At 64.5% G+C, this 21,506-nt stretch carries 18 protein-coding genes and 1 pseudogene; 9 read left to right on the plus strand and 10 right to left on the minus strand.

Annotated features, from left to right (window positions below; translation table 11 throughout):
* Positions 1 to 56 precede the first annotated feature (56 nt).
* Positions 57 to 1,430, minus strand: coding sequence for an LLM class flavin-dependent oxidoreductase (locus AB3X99_RS22880; RefSeq protein WP_368618233.1), 1,374 nt, complete (start codon positions 1,428 to 1,430; stop codon positions 57 to 59).
* Positions 1,431 to 1,554: 124 nt separating this feature from the next.
* The gene (locus tag AB3X99_RS22885; protein WP_342948682.1) at positions 1,555 to 2,469 is read right to left on the minus strand and encodes an EamA family transporter; all 915 of its coding nucleotides are present in this window, start codon (positions 2,467 to 2,469) and stop codon (positions 1,555 to 1,557) included.
* Between the two features lie 125 nt (positions 2,470 to 2,594).
* Between AB3X99_RS22885 and AB3X99_RS22890 the strand changes: the two genes are divergently transcribed.
* The 3 genes from AB3X99_RS22890 (at position 2,595) to AB3X99_RS22900 (ending at position 6,071) form a co-directional block, all read left to right on the plus strand.
* Positions 2,595 to 3,509, plus strand: coding sequence for a LysR family transcriptional regulator (locus AB3X99_RS22890; protein WP_342948681.1), 915 nt, complete (start codon positions 2,595 to 2,597; stop codon positions 3,507 to 3,509).
* Between the two features lie 131 nt (positions 3,510 to 3,640).
* Complete coding sequence (locus tag AB3X99_RS22895; RefSeq protein WP_368618234.1) at positions 3,641 to 5,038, plus strand: dihydrolipoyl dehydrogenase; 1,398 nt, start codon at positions 3,641 to 3,643, stop codon at positions 5,036 to 5,038.
* Between the two features lie 46 nt (positions 5,039 to 5,084).
* Positions 5,085 to 6,071 carry a zinc-dependent alcohol dehydrogenase family protein gene (locus AB3X99_RS22900; protein ID WP_368618359.1) on the plus strand — a complete coding sequence of 329 codons (987 nt, stop codon included), beginning with the start codon at positions 5,085 to 5,087 and terminating at the stop codon, positions 6,069 to 6,071.
* Positions 6,072 to 6,110: 39 nt separating this feature from the next.
* Here AB3X99_RS22900 and AB3X99_RS22905 read toward each other — a convergent pair.
* Positions 6,111 to 6,245 (minus strand): annotated as a pseudogene (locus AB3X99_RS22905) (IS5/IS1182 family transposase); the annotation flags it as partial.
* A gap of 524 nt (positions 6,246 to 6,769) precedes the next feature.
* Here AB3X99_RS22905 and AB3X99_RS22910 point away from each other — a divergent pair.
* From AB3X99_RS22910 to AB3X99_RS22925, 4 genes are all read left to right on the plus strand, one after another.
* Positions 6,770 to 7,690 (plus strand): LysR substrate-binding domain-containing protein, encoded by a 921-nt coding sequence (locus AB3X99_RS22910; protein ID WP_368618235.1) that lies wholly within the window; start codon positions 6,770 to 6,772, stop codon positions 7,688 to 7,690.
* Positions 7,691 to 7,761: 71 nt separating this feature from the next.
* Positions 7,762 to 9,822: a LamG-like jellyroll fold domain-containing protein gene (locus AB3X99_RS22915; RefSeq protein WP_368618236.1), complete on the plus strand. Its 2,061-nt coding sequence runs from the start codon at positions 7,762 to 7,764 to the stop codon at positions 9,820 to 9,822.
* Positions 9,823 to 9,833: 11 nt separating this feature from the next.
* Positions 9,834 to 10,106 (plus strand): hypothetical protein, encoded by a 273-nt coding sequence (locus AB3X99_RS22920; protein ID WP_256094600.1) that lies wholly within the window; start codon positions 9,834 to 9,836, stop codon positions 10,104 to 10,106.
* Positions 10,107 to 10,255: 149 nt separating this feature from the next.
* Positions 10,256 to 12,388, plus strand: a complete 2,133-nt coding sequence (locus AB3X99_RS22925; protein ID WP_368618237.1) for a phosphocholine-specific phospholipase C — start codon at positions 10,256 to 10,258, stop codon at positions 12,386 to 12,388.
* 116 nt (positions 12,389 to 12,504) lie between these two features.
* Here the strand turns inward: AB3X99_RS22925 and AB3X99_RS22930 are convergent, their stop codons facing one another.
* The gene (locus tag AB3X99_RS22930) at positions 12,505 to 13,404 is read right to left on the minus strand and encodes a TauD/TfdA dioxygenase family protein (RefSeq protein ID WP_368618238.1); all 900 of its coding nucleotides are present in this window, start codon (positions 13,402 to 13,404) and stop codon (positions 12,505 to 12,507) included.
* A gap of 203 nt (positions 13,405 to 13,607) precedes the next feature.
* On the opposite strand from AB3X99_RS22930, the gene AB3X99_RS22935 reads away from it, so the two are divergent.
* Positions 13,608 to 13,904: a hypothetical protein gene (locus AB3X99_RS22935; RefSeq protein ID WP_368618239.1), complete on the plus strand. Its 297-nt coding sequence runs from the start codon at positions 13,608 to 13,610 to the stop codon at positions 13,902 to 13,904.
* Between the two features lie 28 nt (positions 13,905 to 13,932).
* On the opposite strand, the gene treA is transcribed toward AB3X99_RS22935, so the two are convergent.
* The 3 genes from treA to AB3X99_RS22950 all read right to left on the minus strand — a co-directional run bounded on the left by treA (position 13,933) and on the right by AB3X99_RS22950 (position 17,586).
* Positions 13,933 to 15,627, minus strand: a complete 1,695-nt coding sequence (gene treA / locus AB3X99_RS22940; RefSeq protein ID WP_368618240.1) for an alpha,alpha-trehalase TreA — start codon at positions 15,625 to 15,627, stop codon at positions 13,933 to 13,935.
* Between the two features lie 305 nt (positions 15,628 to 15,932).
* On the minus strand, positions 15,933 to 16,235 hold the full coding sequence (locus tag AB3X99_RS22945) for a chemotaxis protein (RefSeq protein ID WP_069263274.1): 303 nt from the start codon (positions 16,233 to 16,235) through the stop codon (positions 15,933 to 15,935).
* Between the two features lie 325 nt (positions 16,236 to 16,560).
* On the minus strand, positions 16,561 to 17,586 hold the full coding sequence (locus AB3X99_RS22950; RefSeq protein ID WP_368618241.1) for an SDR family oxidoreductase: 1,026 nt from the start codon (positions 17,584 to 17,586) through the stop codon (positions 16,561 to 16,563).
* 180 nt (positions 17,587 to 17,766) lie between these two features.
* On the opposite strand from AB3X99_RS22950, the gene tkt reads away from it, so the two are divergent.
* On the plus strand, positions 17,767 to 19,884 hold the full coding sequence (gene tkt, locus AB3X99_RS22955) for a transketolase (RefSeq protein WP_368618242.1): 2,118 nt from the start codon (positions 17,767 to 17,769) through the stop codon (positions 19,882 to 19,884).
* 9 nt (positions 19,885 to 19,893) lie between these two features.
* Here the strand turns inward: tkt and AB3X99_RS22960 are convergent, their stop codons facing one another.
* The 3 genes from AB3X99_RS22960 to AB3X99_RS22970 form a co-directional block, all read right to left on the minus strand.
* Positions 19,894 to 20,181 carry a DUF1488 domain-containing protein gene (locus tag AB3X99_RS22960; protein WP_069263263.1) on the minus strand — a complete coding sequence of 96 codons (288 nt, stop codon included), beginning with the start codon at positions 20,179 to 20,181 and terminating at the stop codon, positions 19,894 to 19,896.
* A 48-nt stretch (positions 20,182 to 20,229) separates the two neighbouring features.
* Positions 20,230 to 21,249 (minus strand): chemotaxis protein CheB, encoded by a 1,020-nt coding sequence (locus AB3X99_RS22965; RefSeq protein WP_069263261.1) that lies wholly within the window; start codon positions 21,247 to 21,249, stop codon positions 20,230 to 20,232.
* A gap of 72 nt (positions 21,250 to 21,321) precedes the next feature.
* Positions 21,322 to 21,483: a DUF1328 domain-containing protein gene (locus tag AB3X99_RS22970; RefSeq protein WP_042267338.1), complete on the minus strand. Its 162-nt coding sequence runs from the start codon at positions 21,481 to 21,483 to the stop codon at positions 21,322 to 21,324.
* Positions 21,484 to 21,506: the final 23 nt, after the last annotated feature.

Raw genomic sequence — 21,506 nt, forward strand, 5'->3', positions numbered from 1 at the left:
GCGCCTCGGCGCTTTGGCCTCTCCCATTAAATCCCATCTCTCCCATTAAATCCCATTCAAACCACTTCACCCGCCCACCGATACCCCGCCCCAGCATGCCGCTGCGGCAAGGTAGCCTCCCCCCCAAACAACTTCTCCCGCAACGTCCCCGGCGCATACGCCGTCTTATACCGCCCACGCGCCTGCAATTCCGGCACGACGAGATCCACGAAATCCTCGTAGCTCTCGGGCACGACAGTGCGGCTCAGGTTGAACCCATCCACATCCGCCTCGTCAATCCACGCCTGCAGTTCATCTGCCACCTGCGAAGCGCTGCCGACAATCGCCGGATAGCGCCCACCCAGCTCGAACATCTCCAGCAGCTTGCGCCGCGTCCAGCCGTGTTGCTTCGCCGTCCGCGTGGCGGATTCGATCGCATTGCCCGGCGCATAATCCACGGGCGCGTCCAGATCGTATTGCGAATAATCGACACCCGTGCTCGACGCGAAATGCGCCAGCCCCGCTTCACGGCTCGCATATTGCCGGTAGTCAGCATACTTCTCGCGCGCTTCGCGCTCAGTGGAGCCCGGCACCACCGCCACGCCGACGAAGACCTTCACATCGTCGGGCCGGCGCCCCGCTTGCACGAGCTGTTCGCGCAACGCGCGCACTGTCTCGCGCGCGGCGGCGCGGCTTGGCGGCGAAATGAACACGCATTCCGCGTGACGCGCCGCAAAGCGCTGCCCGCGCCCCGAACTGCCCGCCTGGAACAGCACCGGCGTGCGCTGCGGTGAAGGTTCCGCCAGGTGATAACCGTCCACGCGGTAGTAACGTCCCGCATGCTCCACGCGATGCAGCTTCGCGGGATCGGCGAAAACACGCGCGGCCTTGTCGCGCCGCACGGCGTCCGCTTCCCAGCTGCCCTCCCAGAGTTTGTAGAGGACTTCCAGGTATTCGTCCGCCCGGTCGTAGCGCTCGTCGTGCGGCAGTTGCTGCTCGAGTCCCATGGCGCGCGCCGCGCTGTCCAGATAGCCCGTCACGATGTTCCAGCCGATGCGGCCCTGCGTGAGGTGATCGAGCGTCGAAAAGCGCCGCGCCAGCAAATAAGGCTGCTCGTATGTGAGGTTCACCGTCACGCCAAAGCCGAGATGCTCGGTCACGGCGGCCATGGCCGGCACGACGAGCGTGGGGTCGTTCACCGGCAACTGGATCGACTCGCGCAGCGTCACGTCCACGTTGCGCTGATAGACGTCGTAGACGCCCACGATATCGGCGAGAAAAAGCCCGTCGAAGAGCCCGCGCTCCAGCGTACGCGCGAGATTCGTCCAGTACGCGAGCGTGCGGTAGTCGGTCGAGCGGTCGCGCGGGTGCGTCCACAGCCCGTGATTGATGTGTCCCACGCAATTCATGTTGAACGCGTTGAGCAAAATGGGTTTGTTCGTTTTCGCCATCGTAAGGCTCGCTCCTGCGGCATCGAAGGTCCAAACGCCCATTGGAACAGCCTGCGTCCCGATCCCCTACCAGTTAATTCGCAATTGCATATCAGCTTTGCGGATGTGGGCGCGGCCTACGCTTTCACGGCGTCTGCGCTTCTATCTGCGCTTCGGCCTGCGGTTCCCGCTTGAGCGCGAAAAGCGAAGCGGCAACGATCAGCATGCCGCCGATCCACGCGGCCAAAGTAAGCCGCTCGCCAAGCCACACGCATGCAAAGAGCGCGCCGAACACCGGCTCGCTGCCCATGAGCAACGCCACGCGCGTGGGGCTGCTGCGGCTCACGGCGTAGTTCTGCACGAAGAAGGCGAACAGCGTGCAGCCCGCCACGAGATAGATCACGCTGCCCCAGAACACGCCGTGCCCCTGCCAGGGCGGCAACGGCCGCCACTGTTCGGGCGCAACAGTCAACGCGAGCGCGGCGCAGCCGATCGAAACGACGGCGGACTGGACCGCCGTCACCGTGAGCGGCGGCACGGCACCCGACTTCATCACGCGCTTGACCGCGCAGGTCGTCAATGCGCGCAGCAGCGCGGCCAGCACGACCAGCAGATCGCCGGGGCTCGCCGCCACATGGCCGCCCGTCAGGAGCAGCGCGCCAAACAGCGACACGCCAGCCGCCGCCCATTCCACCGGCCGCGGCGCGCGCTTGAGCCACGCCCACTCCACGAGCGGCGTGAGGACTACGCACAGGCTGATGAGAAACGCGGCGTTCGAGGCGTTCGTGAGCGACACGCCAAACGTCTCGGCCAGAAAGATGCCGAGCAGCAGGAGTCCTGCGCCGATCACGCCGATCTGCTCGCGCCACGTCACATGACGCAGACCGCGTAACGCGGGCGACAGCAGCACGAAGGTGGTGCCAAAGCGCAGCGCGAGCAGACCCAGCACCGGATAGACAAGCAGCGCACCCTTCACCACGCCATAGCTCGTGCCCCAGATAAGCGCGACAGCAACAAGCAATAGATCGACGGTGCGGGACGAACGGGTCAGGGCATTCATGGGGAACGAGCGTGCAGATTGGCCGGGAACGGGCACATTGTCCGGCAATGACTCCCCGGCGATAATCCACTTCGACGGAACATCATTTATGCTCTGGATGCACAGATGACTTAACCCTGACTGCCATGAATCCCGCTGACCTCCTGCCCCTGCTCCCCGATCTGGCCACCTTCGCCCGCGTGGTCGACGCCGGTAATTTCTCGGTCGCGGCCCGCCAGCTCGGCAGCACGCCTTCCACGGTGAGCCGCCAGATGCAGCGGCTCGAACGCGCGCTCGGCACGCGCCTGCTGGAGCGCTCCACGCGCAGCCTGCGGCTCACGGAATCCGGCGCCGAAGTCTACCGTCACTGTACGGACATGGTCGAAGCCGCCGCCAGCGCGGCGCAAGCCGCCAGCCGCCTCACCGACCGCCCGCATGGCCGCGTCAGCATCAGCGCGCCGATTTCGTTTGCGCAAAGCGTCATTCATCCGCTGATTTCCGGCTTCCTGCGCGCGTATGAGGAGGTCGCGGTGCAGCTCATCTTTACCGACCGCGACGTCGATCCGGTACGAGACAGCGTCGACATCGTGATTCGCCCGACGCCCACGCCGCCGCCGGGGCTCGCGGCGCGCGGGCTCGGCACGCTGCAGTGGATGCCGTGCGCGTCCACCGGCTATCTGCGCGCGCACGGCACGCCGAAGCACCCGAAGGACCTCGCCCGCCACGACTGCCTCTATCTCGGCGAAACGCCCGACGACAACCGCTGGACCTTCCGGCGCGGCACACAGACGCATACCGTCGAGGTGAAGGGCCGCTATATCGCCAACGACGTGGGCGCGCGGCGCGATGCGGCGCTCGCGGACTGGGGCATTGCGAGCCTGCCCGAATTCGCCGCGGCGGATGCTCTGCGCGACGGTCTGCTCGTTCGTGTGCTACCTGAGTGGTCGCTGGAGCCGCGCGCTTACAGCGGCCCAGTGTGGATGCTCTATCCGCCCAACCGGTTTTTACCGCCGAAGGTGCGCGTGTTGATCGACTGGCTCGCGCAGCACATGCCCGGTTGACCGGCGCCCCGCGCCCGGCCGCCCGTGAGACGATCGGGCATGAACTTGAGCAGCGCCGACATTCACCCGCGTGTGCGGACCTCCTAGACTGGGTCATGGAAACGAATGCATGAACCCCTCGAGGAAACACGATGCAAACATTGCGAACGGATGTCGCCATCATCGGCGCCGGCACGGCCGGACTCTCCGCTTACCGCGCCGCGAAGGCGGAAGGTGCAAGCGCGATCATCATTGAAGGCGGCGCTTACGGCACGACGTGCGCGCGCGTGGGCTGTATGCCCTCGAAGCTGCTGATCGCGGCGGCCGAGGCGGCGCACGCGGTAACGATGGCGCCGCGTTTCGGCGTGAATCCGCTCGGTATGGAGATCGACGGCCGGGCTGTGATGGAGCGCGTGCGCACCGAGCGGGACCGGTTCGTTGGGTTCGTCGTTGACAGCACGCTCGCCCTGCCCGAAGCGGACCGCCTGGTCGGGCACGCCCGCTTCATCGACGACGGGCTCCTCCAGGTTGGCGAGCATATACAGGTGCGCGCAAAGAGCGTCGTGATCGCCACGGGCTCGACGCCGACGGTACCCGAGTCGCTCGCCGGACTAGGTGAGCGGCTGATCGTCAACGACGACGTGTTCGCGTGGGAGGACTTGCCGCGCAGTGTGGCGGTGGTCGGTGCGGGCGTAATCGGTCTGGAACTCGGCCAGGCGCTTGCGCGGCTCGGCGTGCGCGTGACGTTGTACGGCGGCTCGCACGGCAGCGTGGGACCGCTCACGGACCCGCGTCTGATCAGCGAAGCACACCGCGTGTTCGGCGCAGAAATGCAGTTCGAGACGCAGGGACGTGTGGCATCGGCTACGCGCAGCGACGCGGGCGTGACGCTGCGCTATGCCCGTGCGGATAGCACGCAGTCCGAAGCAACGTTTGATTACGTCCTGGCAGCAACGGGCCGGAACCCCAACGTGGCGAAGCTGGGCCTCGCAAACACCTCGCTCGAACTCGACGCGCACGGCGTGCCGCGTTTCGACGCGGCTACGCTGCAAGTCGGCACCGCGCCGGTGTTTTTGGCTGGCGACGCGAACGACGTGCTGCCGCTGCTGCACGAAGCCGCCGACGAGGGCCGCGCCGCGGGCCGCAATGCGGCTCGCTTTCCCGAAGTCGAACCCGTTGCGCGCCGCGCACCGCTTGCAGTCGTGTTTTCCGATCCGCAGATCGCCATGGTTGGCAAGTCACATCGGGAACTGGTGGAAGGCCGCTTCGTGACGGGCGCCGTGAGCTTCGAAGATCAGGGGCGCAGCCGCGTGATGCTCAAGAACCACGGCTTGGGCCACGTGTACGTGGAGCGTGCAACGCGGCGCTTCGTGGGTGCGGAATGGCTCGGGCCGGCGGCGGAACATATCGGGCACCTGCTCGCGTGGAGCGTGCAGATGGGATTGAGCGTGGACGACATGCTGGCGATGCCGTTCTATCACCCGGTGGTCGAAGAAGGCTTGCGCACAGCATTGCGAGACGCTGCCTCGCAGCTGAATCACAAGGGCTGAGTGAATCTCGCGTGGCTAACCATTTCAATTCGCAACGGCACACACGCTGACAATGAAAGCACTCGTCCTCAGCCAGTACGATGGTCCGCTCGAACTGAGCACGCTCGATCGCCCGGAACCGCAAACGGGCCAGGTGCTCGTGCGCGTTCATGCGGCGGGCCTCAATCCGCTCGACGTCAAGATTCGTGCGGGCAAGGCCGATCATGCGAAGCATCCGCTGCCGCTCGTGCCCGGCATCGACATGGCAGGCGTGGTGGAAGCGGTCGGCGCGGGCGTCACGCGTTTCGCGCCCGGCGACGAGGTGTACGGCATGACGGGCGGCGTGGGCGGCATCCAAGGTTCGCTGGCCGAGTACGCTGCCGTCGACGCGGACCTCCTCGCGCGCAAGCCCGCGAATCTTTCGATGCGCGAAGCCGCCGCGTTGCCGCTTGCGTTCATCACGTCGTGGTCGGGCATCGTCGATCGCGCACACCTGGCGGCGGGTCAGAGCGTGCTCGTTCAGGGCGGCGCGGGTGGCGTCGGCCACGTGGCCGTGCAGATTGCGCGCGCGCTTGATGCGACTGTCTTCGCGACGGGGAGCACGCGCAATGCCGATGTGATTTCGCAACTGGGTGCGACGCCTATCGATTACGGCGCGTTGAGCGTCGAGCAGTACGTTCAAGCTCATACGGCAGGTGCCGGGTTTGATCTCGTCGTGGACACGGTGGGTGGCAAGACGCTCGATGCTTCGTTTGCCGCGGTCAAGCATTTTGGGCACGTGGTGAGCGCGCTTGGGTGGGGCACGCATGCGCTCGCGCCGCTGTCGTTTCGTGAGGCGACTTATTCGGGGGTGTTTACGCTTTATCCCCTTTTGAGTGGGAAGAACCGTGGGCATCACGGTGAGATGCTTGGTGAGGCTACGCGGCTTGTCGAGGCGGGGCAGCTTAAGCCGCGGGTGGATTCGCGGCGCTTCTCGCTGAACGACACCGAGCGGGCTTATGAGGCTGTCGCCGACGGGAGTGCGGCTAGCAAGGTTGTGGTTGAGATTGGTTGAGGTAGGTTGTGCTGCGTCGCGGCGCTATACATCCGGCGACCTTGCGTCGTAACCCTTGTCTGCATCCAGCGTGATTTCTGCGTCCGGACCCTCTGCCGCTTGCCGAGCGTCGTGGATCATGATGTTGGCCGCTTCACGCTCGGCATGACCGTCGGCGCGTGTCACGCGTGCGTTGACCGTCGCGCATTGAATCCTTCGACTGCTTCGACTCATAGAACTAAGCGGTTGCTGAGTGGCCTTATTTAACGGCTTTTGCTGAAAGGCAACAGCTTTGCTCAAAGCGAGAAACGCGGAGCCGCTCGATAGCTGCCTTGGCGACGCCATGGAAATCGTTCAGAATGTCGACGACCGAATGAGAGATTACATCTACATGGACCGCTCGGAATACACCCCGCCGGCATATGCCGAGAGATTAAGCGAACGCATGGTCGCAATATAGCCCACCGATCGAGCAAATCGAAGAACTGCCGGACAATTTCATGGGATTGGACGACGTATTGGCGTTCGCCGGTGCTGGCCGCCCCGTATCTCGAACGGTAAATCGCTACCGCAAGGAAATGACTTCATAACTCGGTAGCGCGTGCCCCGGATAAAGCTTCCAGTCCTTACGTATCTCACGAACGTGGGACTGCACCGGTGGTGTGCGGTCACCCCACATGCTGCATCCCCTCCGCCGGATAATGTCTGGGAAAACAGAAATGCTCGCTCCTTTGCTTGCTGCATTCTACGAAACGGTTCGACAGGGCAGCGTCACGGCTGCCGCGCGACGGCTGGGGATAAGTCAGCCTACCGTCACAGCGCGCATCCAGCAGCTCGAGCAACGGTACAGCGTGCAACTCTTTCACCGGCGCGGCAGCCGCCTTGACGTGACGAAGACCGGCGCGGCGCTCATGCCGTTCATTGACCGGATGACGCAGGCGGAGAGCGACATCGACTTCGTACTGCGCAACGAGTGCGAGTTGTTCGCGGGCAGCTTCCGGCTCGGGACCACCGGCCCCTACTACGTCCTGCCGACCATCGCCGCATTTCGTCGCCGCTATCCTCACGTCCAGATCGGCATCGAGATCGGCAATTCGCAAGCCGTGCTCGACGCGCTCGCGGAGCATCGCGTCGATATCGCGGTCTCATCCCATTACGTGGACGACGCGAGCCTCGAGTTGCATCGCATCGCGAGTGATCGGCTCGTACTCGTCGTCGAACCTCGCCATCCGCTTGCGGGGCAGCGCAACGTCGACTTGAACGTGCTCGCGGCCGAAACGCTGCTGCTGCGCGAACAGGGCTCGTGCACGCGCGACGCAACGGAGGCCGCGCTTGGGCAGCGCCGCGTGGAGCCTCGCGCGCTCATCGAGATCGGCAGCCGCGAAGCGATCTGTGAAGCGATCCGCCTCGGCCTCGGCTGCGCCCTGATGCCCGCGGGCGAGGTGCCCCTCGGCTCAGCGCTCGTTTCCGTGTCCATCGAGCCGGAATGCCCTGCCGTATACGAATATCTTTACCACCTGCGCAGCCGTTCGGGCGCGCGTCTCATCACCACATTCATGGCGACGTTGGCCGAGACGATCGGCCTCCCCGTAAAAAAAACCGATACGTGTATCGGGGATCTTTCGCAGAACGCAATATAGGCGTCTTGCCTGCTGCCTAATATCGCCCTCAATCGCTGGATACACCGGCGAATCTTTGCAGGGGGATAACCATGTCAAGACAGGCATTCGTATACGCCGCATGTGGTCTCGCACTCGTCACCGCGCTCGGCGGTTGCGGTGGGGGCACGCAATCGGCGGCAAACCGGACCTTCTCAGGCGACGCGGCGATCGGATCATCGGGCACAGCCAGCGGCACGCTCAACAAGATGCTCGTGATCGAGCTCGACGGCGTAACCTATAGCGCCCTCACTGCAGGCATCGCGGGCGGCACTCTGCCGAACCTCGCGAAGCTGAACATTGCGCCTGCCTATAGTGGCGGCGTGAACAGCACGCTCAGCCAGCAACCGAATCTCGATATGCCCGGCTGGGCCACGATCGTGACCGGCTCCTGGGCCGACCGCCATCAGATCGAATCCGACGCGCCAAAACAGGCGCTGCACGCGCCTACCGTATTCTCAATATTGAAGTCCGCGGGTGCGGGCAAGTTGGGTGCAGCTGTCGATTCGCCTGGTTTCGCCTCGATCCTGACGCCCGACCAGAACGCCGGCTACATCGACACCGTGGTCAACTGCGCCTCAGTCGACAGCTGCGTGACGACTCAAGGCAAGAGCATGATCGACAACGGCTACTCGCTCGTCGTCGCCCAGTATCACTCCGCCGAAGACGCCGCTCTCAACTGGGGCCTCAACTCGTCGAATTATTCAGCCACGCTCGCGCAACTCGACAGTGCCGTCGGCACGCTCGTCGGCGACGTGTCGCAACGCAGCGGGGAGAATTGGCTCGTGCTCGTGACAACCAGCCACGGCCTCAATGCCGCGGGTGGCACCGACGCCCTCCCCCTCGCGCCGGAGTCGACGAGCTTCATCGGCATCAACCAGCAACCCAACGGGCGCCTCACCAATCCGGCCGCCCCCACCTCGCTCGCGGACCTATATACCCGCGCCAGCATTGCAGACATCACGCCCACGCTGCTCGCCTATTGGGGTGCGCTGCCGAGCGCGGTGACGTATGCACTCGATGGCGGCGAACTGGTCGGCCAGCAGCCGGTGTCGCAGCTCATCGGTGTCACCGGCAGCGACAATGCGAGTACGGTGCTCAGTTGGACCCCGCCTTCGAGCGGCGCGATCTCGGTGCTACGCAACGGCCAGCAGATCGCCACGCTCCCTGCAGGCACGACGACGTACACAGACAGCCAGCTCGGCGTCAGCACGACCGGCGCCTATACGTTCAACTACGTGGTGGCCGCGGGCAATGCGCCGCTCGCGTCGCTGATCCAGATCGAGTATGTGGCACCCCCTCCGCCCCCGCCCCCGCCGCCCGCTCTCGCGACGACGCTGACCAACGGCCTCTCGACATACTATGCATTCGGCGCGCTGCCAGCCGCCGACAAGATGGCGGCCAGCACGCTCGGCCCCTGGGCGGCGGATGCGAACGGCGGCTCGCTTACGCCAGATCCGTTTGGCGGCCAGGGTCTCAAGGTGGATACGAACGTTGTCGACACGAATGGGTACGACGGCTACAAGCTCGTGCAGAACAACGACGTGACGAAACAGCCGCAGTTCACAATGGGCTTCTGGGTCATGACGTCTTGCCAGAATCTCACGGGCAACGGCACGCCAATCTTCTCGAACAAAAACTACTACTCGGGGGGCAACCCCGGTATCACGATCGCGCTGTTCCCGGGTTCGGGCACGAGTTGTAACGTGCGCTTCAATATCGGCGACGGGACAACGCGCAACGACATGAACGCTGCGACCATCACCGCGAACAAGTGGGCCTACGTAGCATTCGCAATCGACACGGTCGGCAAGACCATGACGGGCTACGTGTTTGATCCCGTGCTCGGCGAAGAGAAGTACATGGCCTCGGTCACGGTGACCGCGTCGAAGCTGCCGGGCCTCGGCGCTTTCGGCCTCAACGAGGACGGCACAGGCCAGTACTACATGAACGCGTGCAAGGACACCCCGCCCTACACGCCTGGCAAGTGCGCGGCTACGCCCCCGGATGTGCAGTCGTTCAGCGACCTCGCGCTCTGGAACCGCACCGTCACTGAGGCTGAACTGAAGACGGTCTTCGCTTCGGGCAAGCCGCTCTCCACCCTTCTCCCGTAAGAGACTCCTCGATGAATGCGAATAGCTTTCCCGCAATGCACGGCGCACAGCACCTGCACCGCAGCGCAGGTGCGCTGCTCACCGGGCTGCTGTGCACGCTGCTCGCGGCCTGCGGCCCCGGTTCGAACGGCGGGTCTTCCGCGCGAGCGGCTGCGGCTGCGGGTGCGGGTGGCGCAAGCGCGCCGGTCGCGATCGTGGCGGCGCCCGCCTCGGGCAGCTACGCGGCCCTTGGCGTGGCCGCCTCGCAGCCGCTGCTCAACACGCAGTTGAACTGCGCGCCATGAACGTCACGCGAACCGCGCGCAAGGCGTGCCCAGCGCAGGCCCGACGCACGGTTCGCGCTGCACGCAAAGCGCCTGTGCGTGCCCCTCGGTTCGGCCCTCGTAGCGCGCGGCTGCGCTCGAAAACAACGTAGAAGAAAACCCACCACATCATGACTTCATTGGATCGCCGTCAATTCCTGCGCGCCGCGGCGGCCGGCGCGACGTTCAGCGTGTTCCCGCCCGCCATCCGGCGCGCGCTCGCCATTCCCGCGAATAACACGACCGGCACGATCAACGACGTGCAGCACGTCGTGATCTTCATGCAAGAGAACCGCTCTTTCGATCATTATTTCGGCACGCTACCTGGCGTGCGCGGCTTCGCCGATCGCTTCACGATCCCACAGCCGGGCGGCTCTACTGTCTGGCAGCAGAACGACGGCAGCCGCACCGTGCTACCGTTCTATCTGGACAGCACCAAAGGCAATGCGCTGCTTGCGGGTGGCGCGCATTCGTGGACCGACACGCACAGCGCCTGGGATAACGGCCGCATGACGCAATGGCCGAAATCGAAGGGCGACGTATCGATGGGCTATCTGCAGTCCGCCGACCTCCCCTTTCACTTCGCCCTCGCGAACGCCTTCACGATCTGCGACGCGTACCACTGCTCGCTGCACGGCGGCACCAACTCGAACCGCATCTTCATGTGGACCGGCACGAACGGCCCCACCGGCTCTAACTATGCGGTCGTCAACAACAATGGATGGGACGGCCTCGGCCCGTCGGCGACGGGCCTGACATGGACCACCTACGCGGAGCGTCTGCAAGCCGCGGGGGTGAGCTGGAAGGTCTACGAGAACCAGCCCGATAACTATGGTGACAACCCGCTCGCTGGCTTCGCAGTGTTTCGCAAGGTCAACGAAACCATTTCCGGTTCGCCGAACGCACCCTATACACCGGCAATGGAGGCGCTTTCGCCGCTCTATAAGGGCATCGGCAACACGATGCCCGATGGCGGATTCCTGCAGGCCCTCGCCAACGACATCGCTGCGGGACAAATGCCGCAGGTGAGTTGGATCGTTTCGCCGGGGGCGTATAGCGAGCACCCTGGATCGTCTACCCCAGGCCAGGGCGCTTACTACCTCCAGTTACTGCTCGACACGCTCACGGCAAATCCCGATGTCTGGAGCAAGACCGTGCTCTTCGTGAACTACGACGAGAACGACTGCTTCTTCGACCATATGCCTGCGCCCAACCCGCCTTCCCCGAATGGCAACGGCACTTATGCCGGCAAGTCGACGGTCACGACGCAATACGAATATTTCACCCTTCCCAATCCGCCGGGCGACTCTTCACCGCTCGCACCGGACGGCCAGCCATACGGACCCGGCCCGCGGGTGCCGATGTTCGTCGTGTCGCCGTGGAGCACGGGCGGCTTCGTCAACTCTCAGGTCTTCGACCATACCTCGGTGCTGCGCTTCCTCGAACAGAGATTCGGCGTGCGCGAAACGAACATCAGCCCGTGGCGTCGCACAGTATTCGGCGACCTGACCTCCTGCTTCAACTTCAGTAATCCAAACGATACGGCCGTCGCGCCGCTCCCCGCACCGACCAAATCCGCCGCCGATGCCCAGAGTGCGCAGCAAAGCGCGCTCGGCGCGGTGCCGGTGCCTTCGGTCGCGAGCCAGACGATGCCAAAGCAGTCGCTAATGGCGCGTCCGTCGCGTGCGCTGCCGTATCAGTTGCACACCAGCGCCAATGTCGACACGAAGAACGGCAACGTGTGGCTCATCTTCAGCAACACTGGCAGCGCGGGCGCTGTCTTTCACGTCTACGACAAGCTGCATCTCGACAAACCACCTCACCGCTACACGGTGGAAGCCGGCAAGGAGCTTTCGGATGTCTGGACGCCAGCCGCTGCGGATGCGGGCGCCTATGATCTTTGGGTGCTCGGCCCGAACGGCCTGCACCGCCAGTTCACCGGCAACGTTACCAAAGCGAAAAGCGGGCCCAATCCTGAGGTTCGCGTATGCTATGACACGGGCAACAACGCCGTTTATCTGACCATCATGAACACAGGCAGCGTCGCCACCAATACGACTGTCACATCGAACGCGTACCGGAGCGATGGTCCGTGGACCTACGCGGTTCCGCCAGGCATGCAGGTCGAGCCGTACTGGTCGGTGACGTCATCGAATGGCTGGTATGACTTTACGCTCGCCGCCGAGAACGGCGTAACCCGCCGATTTGCAGGGCGGGTCGAAACGGGGGCGGACAGTGTCAGCGATCCCGCAATGGGGAGCTAAATGTGCCGCGCGGTTCGTGCAGAGGCGGGCCGCTGCGCATAGCGCGGCCGTTCGAGCGAGCCCGGCACCCACGACATACGATGGATTCGCTATTCTTCTGTGCTGTATCTGGCGCGTCAAAACGGCGTGTCGCCTTCGATAGTGGTGCGATAGAGCTTACGGCGCAGATGATCGGGCGTGCCCGCCGCGAGGTGCATGAGCGAGCGGTTGTCCCAGAACACGAGATCGTGCTCGCGCCATTCGTGCCGGTAGCAATGCTCCGCACGCACGCTGTGTGCGAACAGCGCGTCGAGTAGCGCGCGGCTTTCGTCTTCCGGTAGATCGACGATGCGCGTCGTGAAGTGCTCGCTCACGAACAGCGCCTTGCGGCCCGTTTCCGGGTGCGTACGCACGACGGGATGGACAACGGGCTTGACCTGCGCGATCTGTTCCGCCGTCAGGTTCGGCCGCCACGGGCTGCGCGCCTGGAGTTCCGCATAGCGCGCGAGATAGGTATGCTCGGCGCGCCGCCCCTCGACGGCGCTGCGCAAATGCGCAGGCAGCGTGTCCCATGCGAGATGCATGTTGGCGAACAGCGTGTCGCCGCCCTCTGCCGGCAGCTCCTGTGCATGCAGCAGCGAGCCGAGGCTCGGCTTCTCCTTGTACGAAAGATCGGAATGCCAGAAGTGTCCCGCGTCACCAAGGCCGATGGGCTTGCCGTTCTCCACGATGTTCGAGACGATCAGCACCTCCGGGTGGCCCGCCAGCGCGAACTGATGCAGCACGTGGATCTGCAACGGCCCGAAGCGGCGGCTGAATTCGACCTGCTGCTCCGGCGTGATGCGTTGGTCGCGAAACACCAACACATGGTGATCGAGGTGCGCGCGATGAATGCGCGCGAAATCTTCGCGCGACAGCGGCTCTGCGAGCTCGAGGCCGACCACTTCCGCGCCGAGCGGTGCACTCAAGGGAAGAATGTCGAAGCGGTGGGACGCGTTCGACGCCGCAGAAGCGGTAAATGTCGCGGTGGTAGTCACGCAGCATGCCTTTCAGGTAAGCAACAGCTTCAATCTACGTGATCCGGCCACCGGCTGACAACGAAGCAAATCCGATACGTTAATCCGTTCGAGTCATAAAGGCGCTGTTAAGACATACGGCTGCACAAGTCGCAGACCGGCGCTCAGGGCCCGAATACTTATGTCCAAATCTGGCCAGAATCCGCTACGCGCTCGAAGTCACCTTGCCGATGTCGCTGATGCCGGTCGTGGGGCAGCTTCCGCCGCGCGTCAGGCGTCTGTTCGATCTGGACGCGCGCCCCGATCGGATCGATCCGCAAGAAGACGACTGCCTGACCGGTCTCTTCTTCGTGGGCAAAGAGTACCTTCCGCAGATGTCGCTCACGCGCATTGGAACCGCAGCGCCGGCGCTCGCACTTTACGCACAGCGGCAAATCACGCAGTTCTCTGCCGGCGAAAGACAGGACTTCGGACTTCCGATCGCATTGCCTGGAATGAAACTAAAACGGACCGCTACGTAGCCGCGCCGGAAGCGGTCCGCTCTCACACTTACTGACCGCCCCCGTACATATCGAGCAGCATCAGCGTCACGCCGTTGGTCCAGCCAAAGCCGTCCTGCAACGGGTATTCGCCGCCCCCGCCGCCGCCTTCACCTGCGCCCTCGACGATATATTTCTCGACGAGCTTTTGCTGCGTGTTATAGACGTTCTCGACGTCGGCAAGAAAACGCGTGCCGACTGGCTGCGCGAGATCGCTGCGCCCGTATTGCTTGAGGCCCTGGATGGCGATCCAGTGCAGCGGCGCCCAGCCGTTCGGCGCATCCCATTGCTGGCCGGTATTGTAGGTCGACGTGGCGAGGCCGCCCTGCTGGAGCAGCATGTTCTGCATCGTCTGCGCCGTCTTCTTCGCGCGCTCGGGCCACGCCACGCCTGCCATCAGCGGATACATCATCGCCGGTGTCTGGTTGTCGCGCGATTTGCCGAGTTGCCAGTCGTAGTCGCCGTAGTAGCCCTTGTTGTTCCAGAGGTACCGGTTGATGCCTTCGGCGCGGCGCGCGGCGTAGCCGGCGAACTGCCCCACACAGCCAAAATCGCGCGCGACTGTGCAGGCGCGCACGATCGTCGTTTCCAGATGGAACAGGAGGCTGTTCAGGTCGACCGGAATGATCGACGTGGTGCGCACCGTCCAGAGGTTCTGGTTGTCGCCGAACCAGCGAGAGCTGAAGTCCCAGCCGCTTTCGGCGGTGGCGCGCAGGTCGCGGTAGACCGCGTTGGCGGGGCGGCCCGTGGCCTGCTGCGCGGTCTGGACGTCTTCGATATACGACTCGTCGCGCGGAGTGTCGAGTTCGTCCCAGTAACGGTTGAGCACCATGCCGTCGCGCAGCACGACCACATTGCGCGTGGCTTGCCCACGCGGCGTGCTGCTCGCACCCTGCATCCAGTACGCGTACTCCTTACGCAGCGCGGGCAGGTACTTCTGGTACACGCTGTTGCCTTCCTTTTGCGCCGCGAGTTCCACCATGTACGAATAGAACGGCGGTTGCGAGCGGCTCAGATAATAGGTGCGATTGCCGTTCGGGATATGGCCGAAGGTGTTGATCATGTACGCGAAGTTGTCGAGCATGTCGTCGACGAGATCTTCATGGCCCGACTCCTGAAGTCCGAGCATCGTGAAGTACGTGTCCCAATAATAGCCCTCCCGGAAGCGCCCGCCCGGCACGACATAGGGCTTCGGCAGCGGCACGAGCGAGCTGTTGTCGGGCGCCGACGTGGTCGTGCGCGTGAGCCCGGTCCAGAGCCAGTCGATATGCTGGCGCAGGGTCTGCCCCGCAGGCGGCGTGATGCTCTGGTCCGGCGGCGGCGTGAAGTATTGATTTACGAAATTCTGCAACGAGAAGCCGGGTTGGTTCTTCTGCGTTTCGTAGAGCTGAACGATGATTGCGGGGTCCGTGTTCGGCGTCGAATCGACGAAGGTCTCCTGGTCGGAGAAGATCTGAGCGGTCTGCACCGCCACGAACAGATCGCCGTACAGAATATCGGGCGCAGGCGGCAGCGGCGCGCCTACCTGGGTGTCGGCAAAACAGTTTGCACAGGCGAGCAAAAGCGTCGCGATACTGGCCGCGCTGATCGCAGTGCGGGAACGCTGCGGCGACTTTCGGGGCGGGAGTGACTGTAAGCTGGCTTGAATGCGATGCGCATCGTTTGGCGATGCGGCGTGGATGCGAGACTGCAGCTGCGTGCTCATGTTGCCTCCTTGGTGTTGGGGCACTTCGCTGGTCTCCTCGCACCGGCCCGTTCACGCCGTTTGTTTGCGGCGTGCGGGTCCGGCTGGATGCGCAATGGCATCGCCGGGTCCCGGGCAACGAGAGCATCGCATGACTTCGCACACCGAATCAACTGCGGCGTGATAGTGAGTGAAAGTGCGGAAATTTATGCCGCCGATCTGGCGGAAAGGACACGGCGCATCGGTAACAGTGGCCATGCTGCGGCGACACATGTGGTAGAAATGGGGCGCCTGGCACGACAGCAATATCGCGGGCGCCCACCTGTTTAAACATCGCCCAGATCGTCGATGCGATCCGGATGCACGTCGCCGTCGGGCTCCAGCGATTCGTCGCCGTCTGCCGCGGCGCGTTCGCCCGTGCCCGCCCTATCGGTGTCGCTCTGCGCTTCGTCTTCGCCCGCTTCGAGCGCATGATTGTCGAGTTCCGTGTCGCGGTCGAATTCGTGGCGCTTCGCGCCCTGGGTGTCGCTGCCGGAATCGGATGAATCGCCCGGGCCCAGCGAGCCCGTGTCGTGCCCCGGCGGCATGGAGTCGGGAAGATCGTTGTCGGGGTCCAGCGTGCTGTTCATGGCAGGCTCCTTGTATTGTCGATGCGACTACGAAGCGCGCAGAACGCGTGCCTTGCAAAGCGCGCCCTCGCGCCTGCCGCGGCTGCCCGTTCGAAGCGCTCGACCCGCCATCCACGGGAATATACGCACCGGTGATGAAGCGCGCGTCTTCGCGAGAAACACGATTACGCCCGCGATACAGCACGTCGAAGCGCCTGAAACGCGCGACCGTAGCGTCGATGAGCACTTGCACCGATGCGCCGTCGCGTACGTCGGTGAGGTGCACCAGCGCGCATGCGCATCCTGCGTGCCGAACGTGAGCGGCGAGCGTGCTCTAGCGATACGATTACCTGCGTGAGCGCGCCTGCCTGCGCAAACGTGCGAATGCCATCGCCACGCCAAAGACACCCATCGCCACACCGCCCATCAACGCATGCACATGGCGATCGGTGAAGAGCGGCGCGCCGCCATTGCGGGCTTCACGGTCGAAGCGGCCGTGCGCGCCGATCTCGCCCGGCACGGGTGCATGCAGGTTGTCGGGCACGTCGGGCGCGCGCGGGTGGCCCGTCAATTGTCCGCGATACCCTGCATGCGCGAGATAGCGGTCGAGCAGTCCCGGCGCGATCAGGTCGGCGATGATCGCGCGCACCGTGGACCAGCCCAGCCAGAGCGTGCGCCGCCGATGTTGCGCAGCAAACAGAATGGCGCGCGCGGCGACTTCGGGCTCATACACGGGCGCAACGGGCCGTGCCTCCTGCCCGGTACGGTTGGCTGCCCAGTCGAACTGCGGGGTGTTGATGGCGGGCAGATAGACCAGCGAGATGTGCACGTCGAGGCCATCGTGAATCAGCTCCGATCGCACGGCGTCGGTAAAGCCGCGCACCGCGAACTTCGCGCCGCAATACGCAGATTGCAGCGGGATTGCGCGCGAGGCGAGCGCCGACCCCACGTTGACGATCGCGCCGCGATTGCGCGTGCGCATGCGCGCGAGCGCCGCCATCGTGCCGTACACCTGGCCGAGATACGTCACCTGGGTCGCACGCTCGAAGTCGTGCGGCAAGATCGACGAGAGCGGCGCAAAAATGGTCGCCATGGCGACGTTCACCCACACGTCGATTTCGCCCAGTTCGCGCTCGACCCGCGCCGCGGCTGCTTCGACGGCTTGCGCGTCGGCGACGTCGGTGGGCACCGCAAGCGCGCGCACACTGTAGGCTGCCTGTAATTGCGCAGCGGCCCGCGCGAGCCGTTCGGGTTCGCGCGACAGCAGCGCGACGTCGTAGCCCGCTCGCGCGAACGCTTGCGCAGCGGCGCGGCCCACGCCCGCGCCCGCACCGGTGATGAGAGCAATTTTGCGTTGTGATGTGGTGCGCATCGGGGCCGGTAATCGGAAAGAGGAGTAGTCTCAATCCGCAAAGGCTATGCCCATCGGTTCCAGACGCGATCCAGAGTACGGTGCAAACCGCCATGCGTTGGCTGGCACCGCGTTTGCGCGTCCATCCCTTCGCGCGCTGCCGCCCGGTTGCAGTGCGCCCCTGCCGAGGAGTCTCCGCTCATGTCATCGAACTCATCGTCGAATGCCAGGCCCACGAAAGCCGACCCATCCGATCTCGACCGCCTCGTCATCGACACGATCCGAACCCTGTCGATGGACGCCGTGCAAAAGGCCAATTCCGGCCACCCCGGCACGCCCATGGCGCTCGCGCCGCTTGCGTACCAGATCTGGCAGCATCATCTGCGTTACGACCCTGCCGCGCCGCTATGGCCCAATCGCGACCGCTTCGTGCTCTCGAACGGCCACGCTTCAATGCTGCTGTACTCGCTGCTGCACCTCGCGGGCGTGCAGGCCCTCGATGAGAATGGCAAGCTCACGGGCAAGCCCGCGGTCTCGCTCGACGATATCAAACACTTCCGCCAGATCGACAGCGTGACGCCGGGGCACCCGGAATATCGCATGACGACAGGTATCGAGACGACCACCGGGCCGCTCGGCCAGGGGCTCGGCAACAGCGTGGGCATGGCCATGGCCGGGCGCTGGCTCGAGCAGCACTTCAATCGCCCGGACGCCAGGATCTTCGACTACCGCGTCTACACGGTGTGCGGCGACGGCGACATGATGGAAGGCGTCTCGCATGAAGCGGCTTCGCTCGCGGGCCATCTGGGTCTGTCGAATCTGATCTGGTTCTACGACAGCAACCGCATCACGATCGAGGGCCATACCGACCTCGCCTATAGCGACGATGTCGAAGCGCGCTTTCGCGGCTACCACTGGAACACGCTGCACGTGGACGACGCGAACGACACGAATGCCATCGAAGCCGCCATCGAAAAAGCGCAGGCCGTGACCGACAAGCCGACGCTCATCGTGGTGAAGAGCATCATCGGCTGGGGCGCGCCGAACCGGCAGGACACGGCGGCGGCGCACGGCGAGGCGCTGGGCGAGGACGAGGTGCGCCTCGCCAAGCGCGCGTACGGCTGGCCCGAGGACGCGCATTTCCTCGTACCCGATGGCGTGTACGAACGTTTCGCGCAAGGCATGGGCGCGCGTGGCAAGGCAGAGCACGAAGCATGGAAGCAACGCTACGAGGACTACGCGAAGCGCTACCCCGAGCTAGCGAAGGAACTGAGCTTGATGCTCGATGGCAAGCTGCCCGACGGCTGGGACGCCGATATTCCCACCTTCGAGGCCGACGAAAAGGGCATGGCCACGCGCGAGTCGTCGGGCAAGGTGCTCAACGCCATTGCGCAACGCGTGCCGTGGATGATCGGCGGCGCCGCCGACCTCGCGCCCTCGACCAAAACCAATCTCAAGTTCGAAGGCGCGGGCAGCTTCGAGCGCGATCACTACGACGGCCGCAACCTGCACTTCGGCATTCGCGAACATGGCATGGGCGCGGTCTCCAATGGCCTCGCGCTTTCGGGCTTACGGCCTTTCGCGTCGACGTTCCTGATTTTCAGCGACTACATGAAGCCGCCGATCCGGCTCGCCGCAATCATGGAGCTGCCCGTCGTTTTCGTGTTCACGCACGATTCGATCGGCCTCGGCGAAGACGGGCCCACGCACCAGCCGATCGAACAGCTCGCCTCGCTGCGCGCTGTGCCGGGCCTGCTCACGCTGCGCCCCGCCGACGCCAACGAAGTCGCCGAGTCCTGGCGCGCAGCGCTCGCACGTTCGCGCGAACCGGCCTGCCTGGTCTTGTCGCGCCAGCCGCTGCCCACCGTCGACCGCAAAAAATATGCGAGCGCGGAAGGCGTGCGGCGCGGCGCATACGTGCTCGCCGACGCACCCGACGGCAAGCAGCCCGAAGTCCTGCTGCTCGCCACGGGCAGCGAAGTTTCGCTTTGCATTGCCGCCTATGAGACGCTGAAACAGGAGGGCATCGCAGCGCGCGTGGTCTCAATGCCGTCATGGGACGTGTTCGAACTGGAGGACGAGGCGTACCGCGAGTCGGTGCTGCCTGCGCACATCCATGCACGCGTGGCCGTGGAGCAGGCGGCGACACTCGGCTGGGACCGCTACGTCGGCCGCTTCGGCTCGCAGATCGTGATGCACACGTTCGGCGCCTCCGCGCCGCTCAAGGCGCTGAAGACCAAATTCGGCTTCACGCCGGAGCGCGTGGTCGAAGAAGCGAAGAAGCAGATTGCGCGCTGCAAGGCTGGCGCGGGCGAGTAGTACGAGTCGTCAGTGCCTGCCGGTGCCGTACATGCGCAAATAGCCGCTGTGCAGCATCACGGGCTTGCCGTCCGTCTCTTCGATGAGGCGGGCGGCCGCCGCTTCGATTGCGTCGCGGTTGCGGTGAAATGCCTGGCGCAGATCGGGCTCGCGCAGCGATCTCGCGCCGAAGCGGTCTTCCAGCGCTTCGGCCGTAATGGCACAGTCCACAGGGACGGAATCCGCCACGGCAACAAAGGTTAGCGCGAGTTCCTCCGTGTCGTACTCGACCGGTCCTTCGGGAAAGGTGATTTTCATGATCGATGGACTCCTGAATTGCCTGCCGACCAATCTGCTCGACGCGTCCTAGCCGCTCACGCCGGATGTACGCGCCACCGCGCGTAGCGCTTCAAGCATGATGGCTTCGAGTTCCTGCGCCCTCGCCACGCGCGCGCTTTCGACTACGAGGAAGTCGCTGTCGCCGGAACGCTGAGCCCAGTCCTTGCGTTCGCGGGCGTACACCAGGTGCTCCCTGACGGAGCGCGCCGCGGTCCACAGTGCGCGCTCCACCTGACTGACGATGCCCTCCTCGAGCGACATCTCCGAAAACGCGTGACCCGTATGGCAACGGTAACGGCGTGGACGCGCGTTCTTTATCTGCCAGAGCGTACCGCCGCACTCGGGGCATGTGAGGGCTGTGCGTTCGCCGACGTTGTCGAGTTCTTCGGGCGAAACGAACCCGCGCGCGGCCACACGCGCCTCCTCTTCAGTTTGCGAGCCCGCTTTCATGGCACGCTCCTTAGCCAGGGTAGCCAATGGCGCCGCACGCACGGCGTCGCCGATCGCGGCAGCCATGTCCTGAATGCCGGCCACCGTCGCCGCGCCGTCTACCGCGCGCAGGGCCGCTGCAGGCATGGACGACGCTTCGCATTCCTGCGGATCCTGCACGAGACACGCGCCGCCACACGCGCGAATCGCTGCGAGGCCCGCTGAGCCATCGTCGAGATCGCCGCTCAGCACGACGCCGACCACCTTGCTGCCGTACGCCATGGCGGCGCTGCGAAACAAGGGATCGGCGGCGGGCCGCGAGAAGTTCTCGGCTGCGCCATCGGAGAGCCGAAGGCGCCCTTTCTCGACGATCAGATGCCGGTCGGGCGGCGCCACGTAAATCCGGCCCGCCTGTATCACTTCGCCATCGGCGGCGTGGGCGGCTGGCAGCGGACCGCTGCGCGACATCAGTTCGGGCAGCGTACTTTTGTGGCGGCCAATATGCAAAACCACGCACACGGCGGCCGGCAAATCGCCAGGGAGCCCGGCCGCGAGCGTACGCAGCGCAGAAAAACCGTCGCGCGAAGCGGCTATGACCACGATTTTCAACGGTTCCATGCCGCTTTCTCCCCGGCGCGCGCATCATGCATGCCCAGGCGAAGTGGCGCCTTGTCCGCCGCCGGGGAGTGTTTATCGCCTCGTGATGCCAAATAGCAAGCTCGCCAGAAAGAGAATCACGAAGATGACGAACAGAATCTTGGCGATGCTCGCGGCGCCCGCCGCAATCCCGCCAAACCCGAACACAGCCGCGATGATGGCTATCACGAAGAAAACGATCGCGTAGTAAAGCATTGCCGGCTCCTTTGAAAAGGTCT

This window comes from Paraburkholderia sp. BR10882 (assembly GCF_040948855.1).
In the GTDB taxonomy this organism is placed as follows: Bacteria; Pseudomonadota; Gammaproteobacteria; order Burkholderiales; family Burkholderiaceae; genus Paraburkholderia; species Paraburkholderia nodosa_A.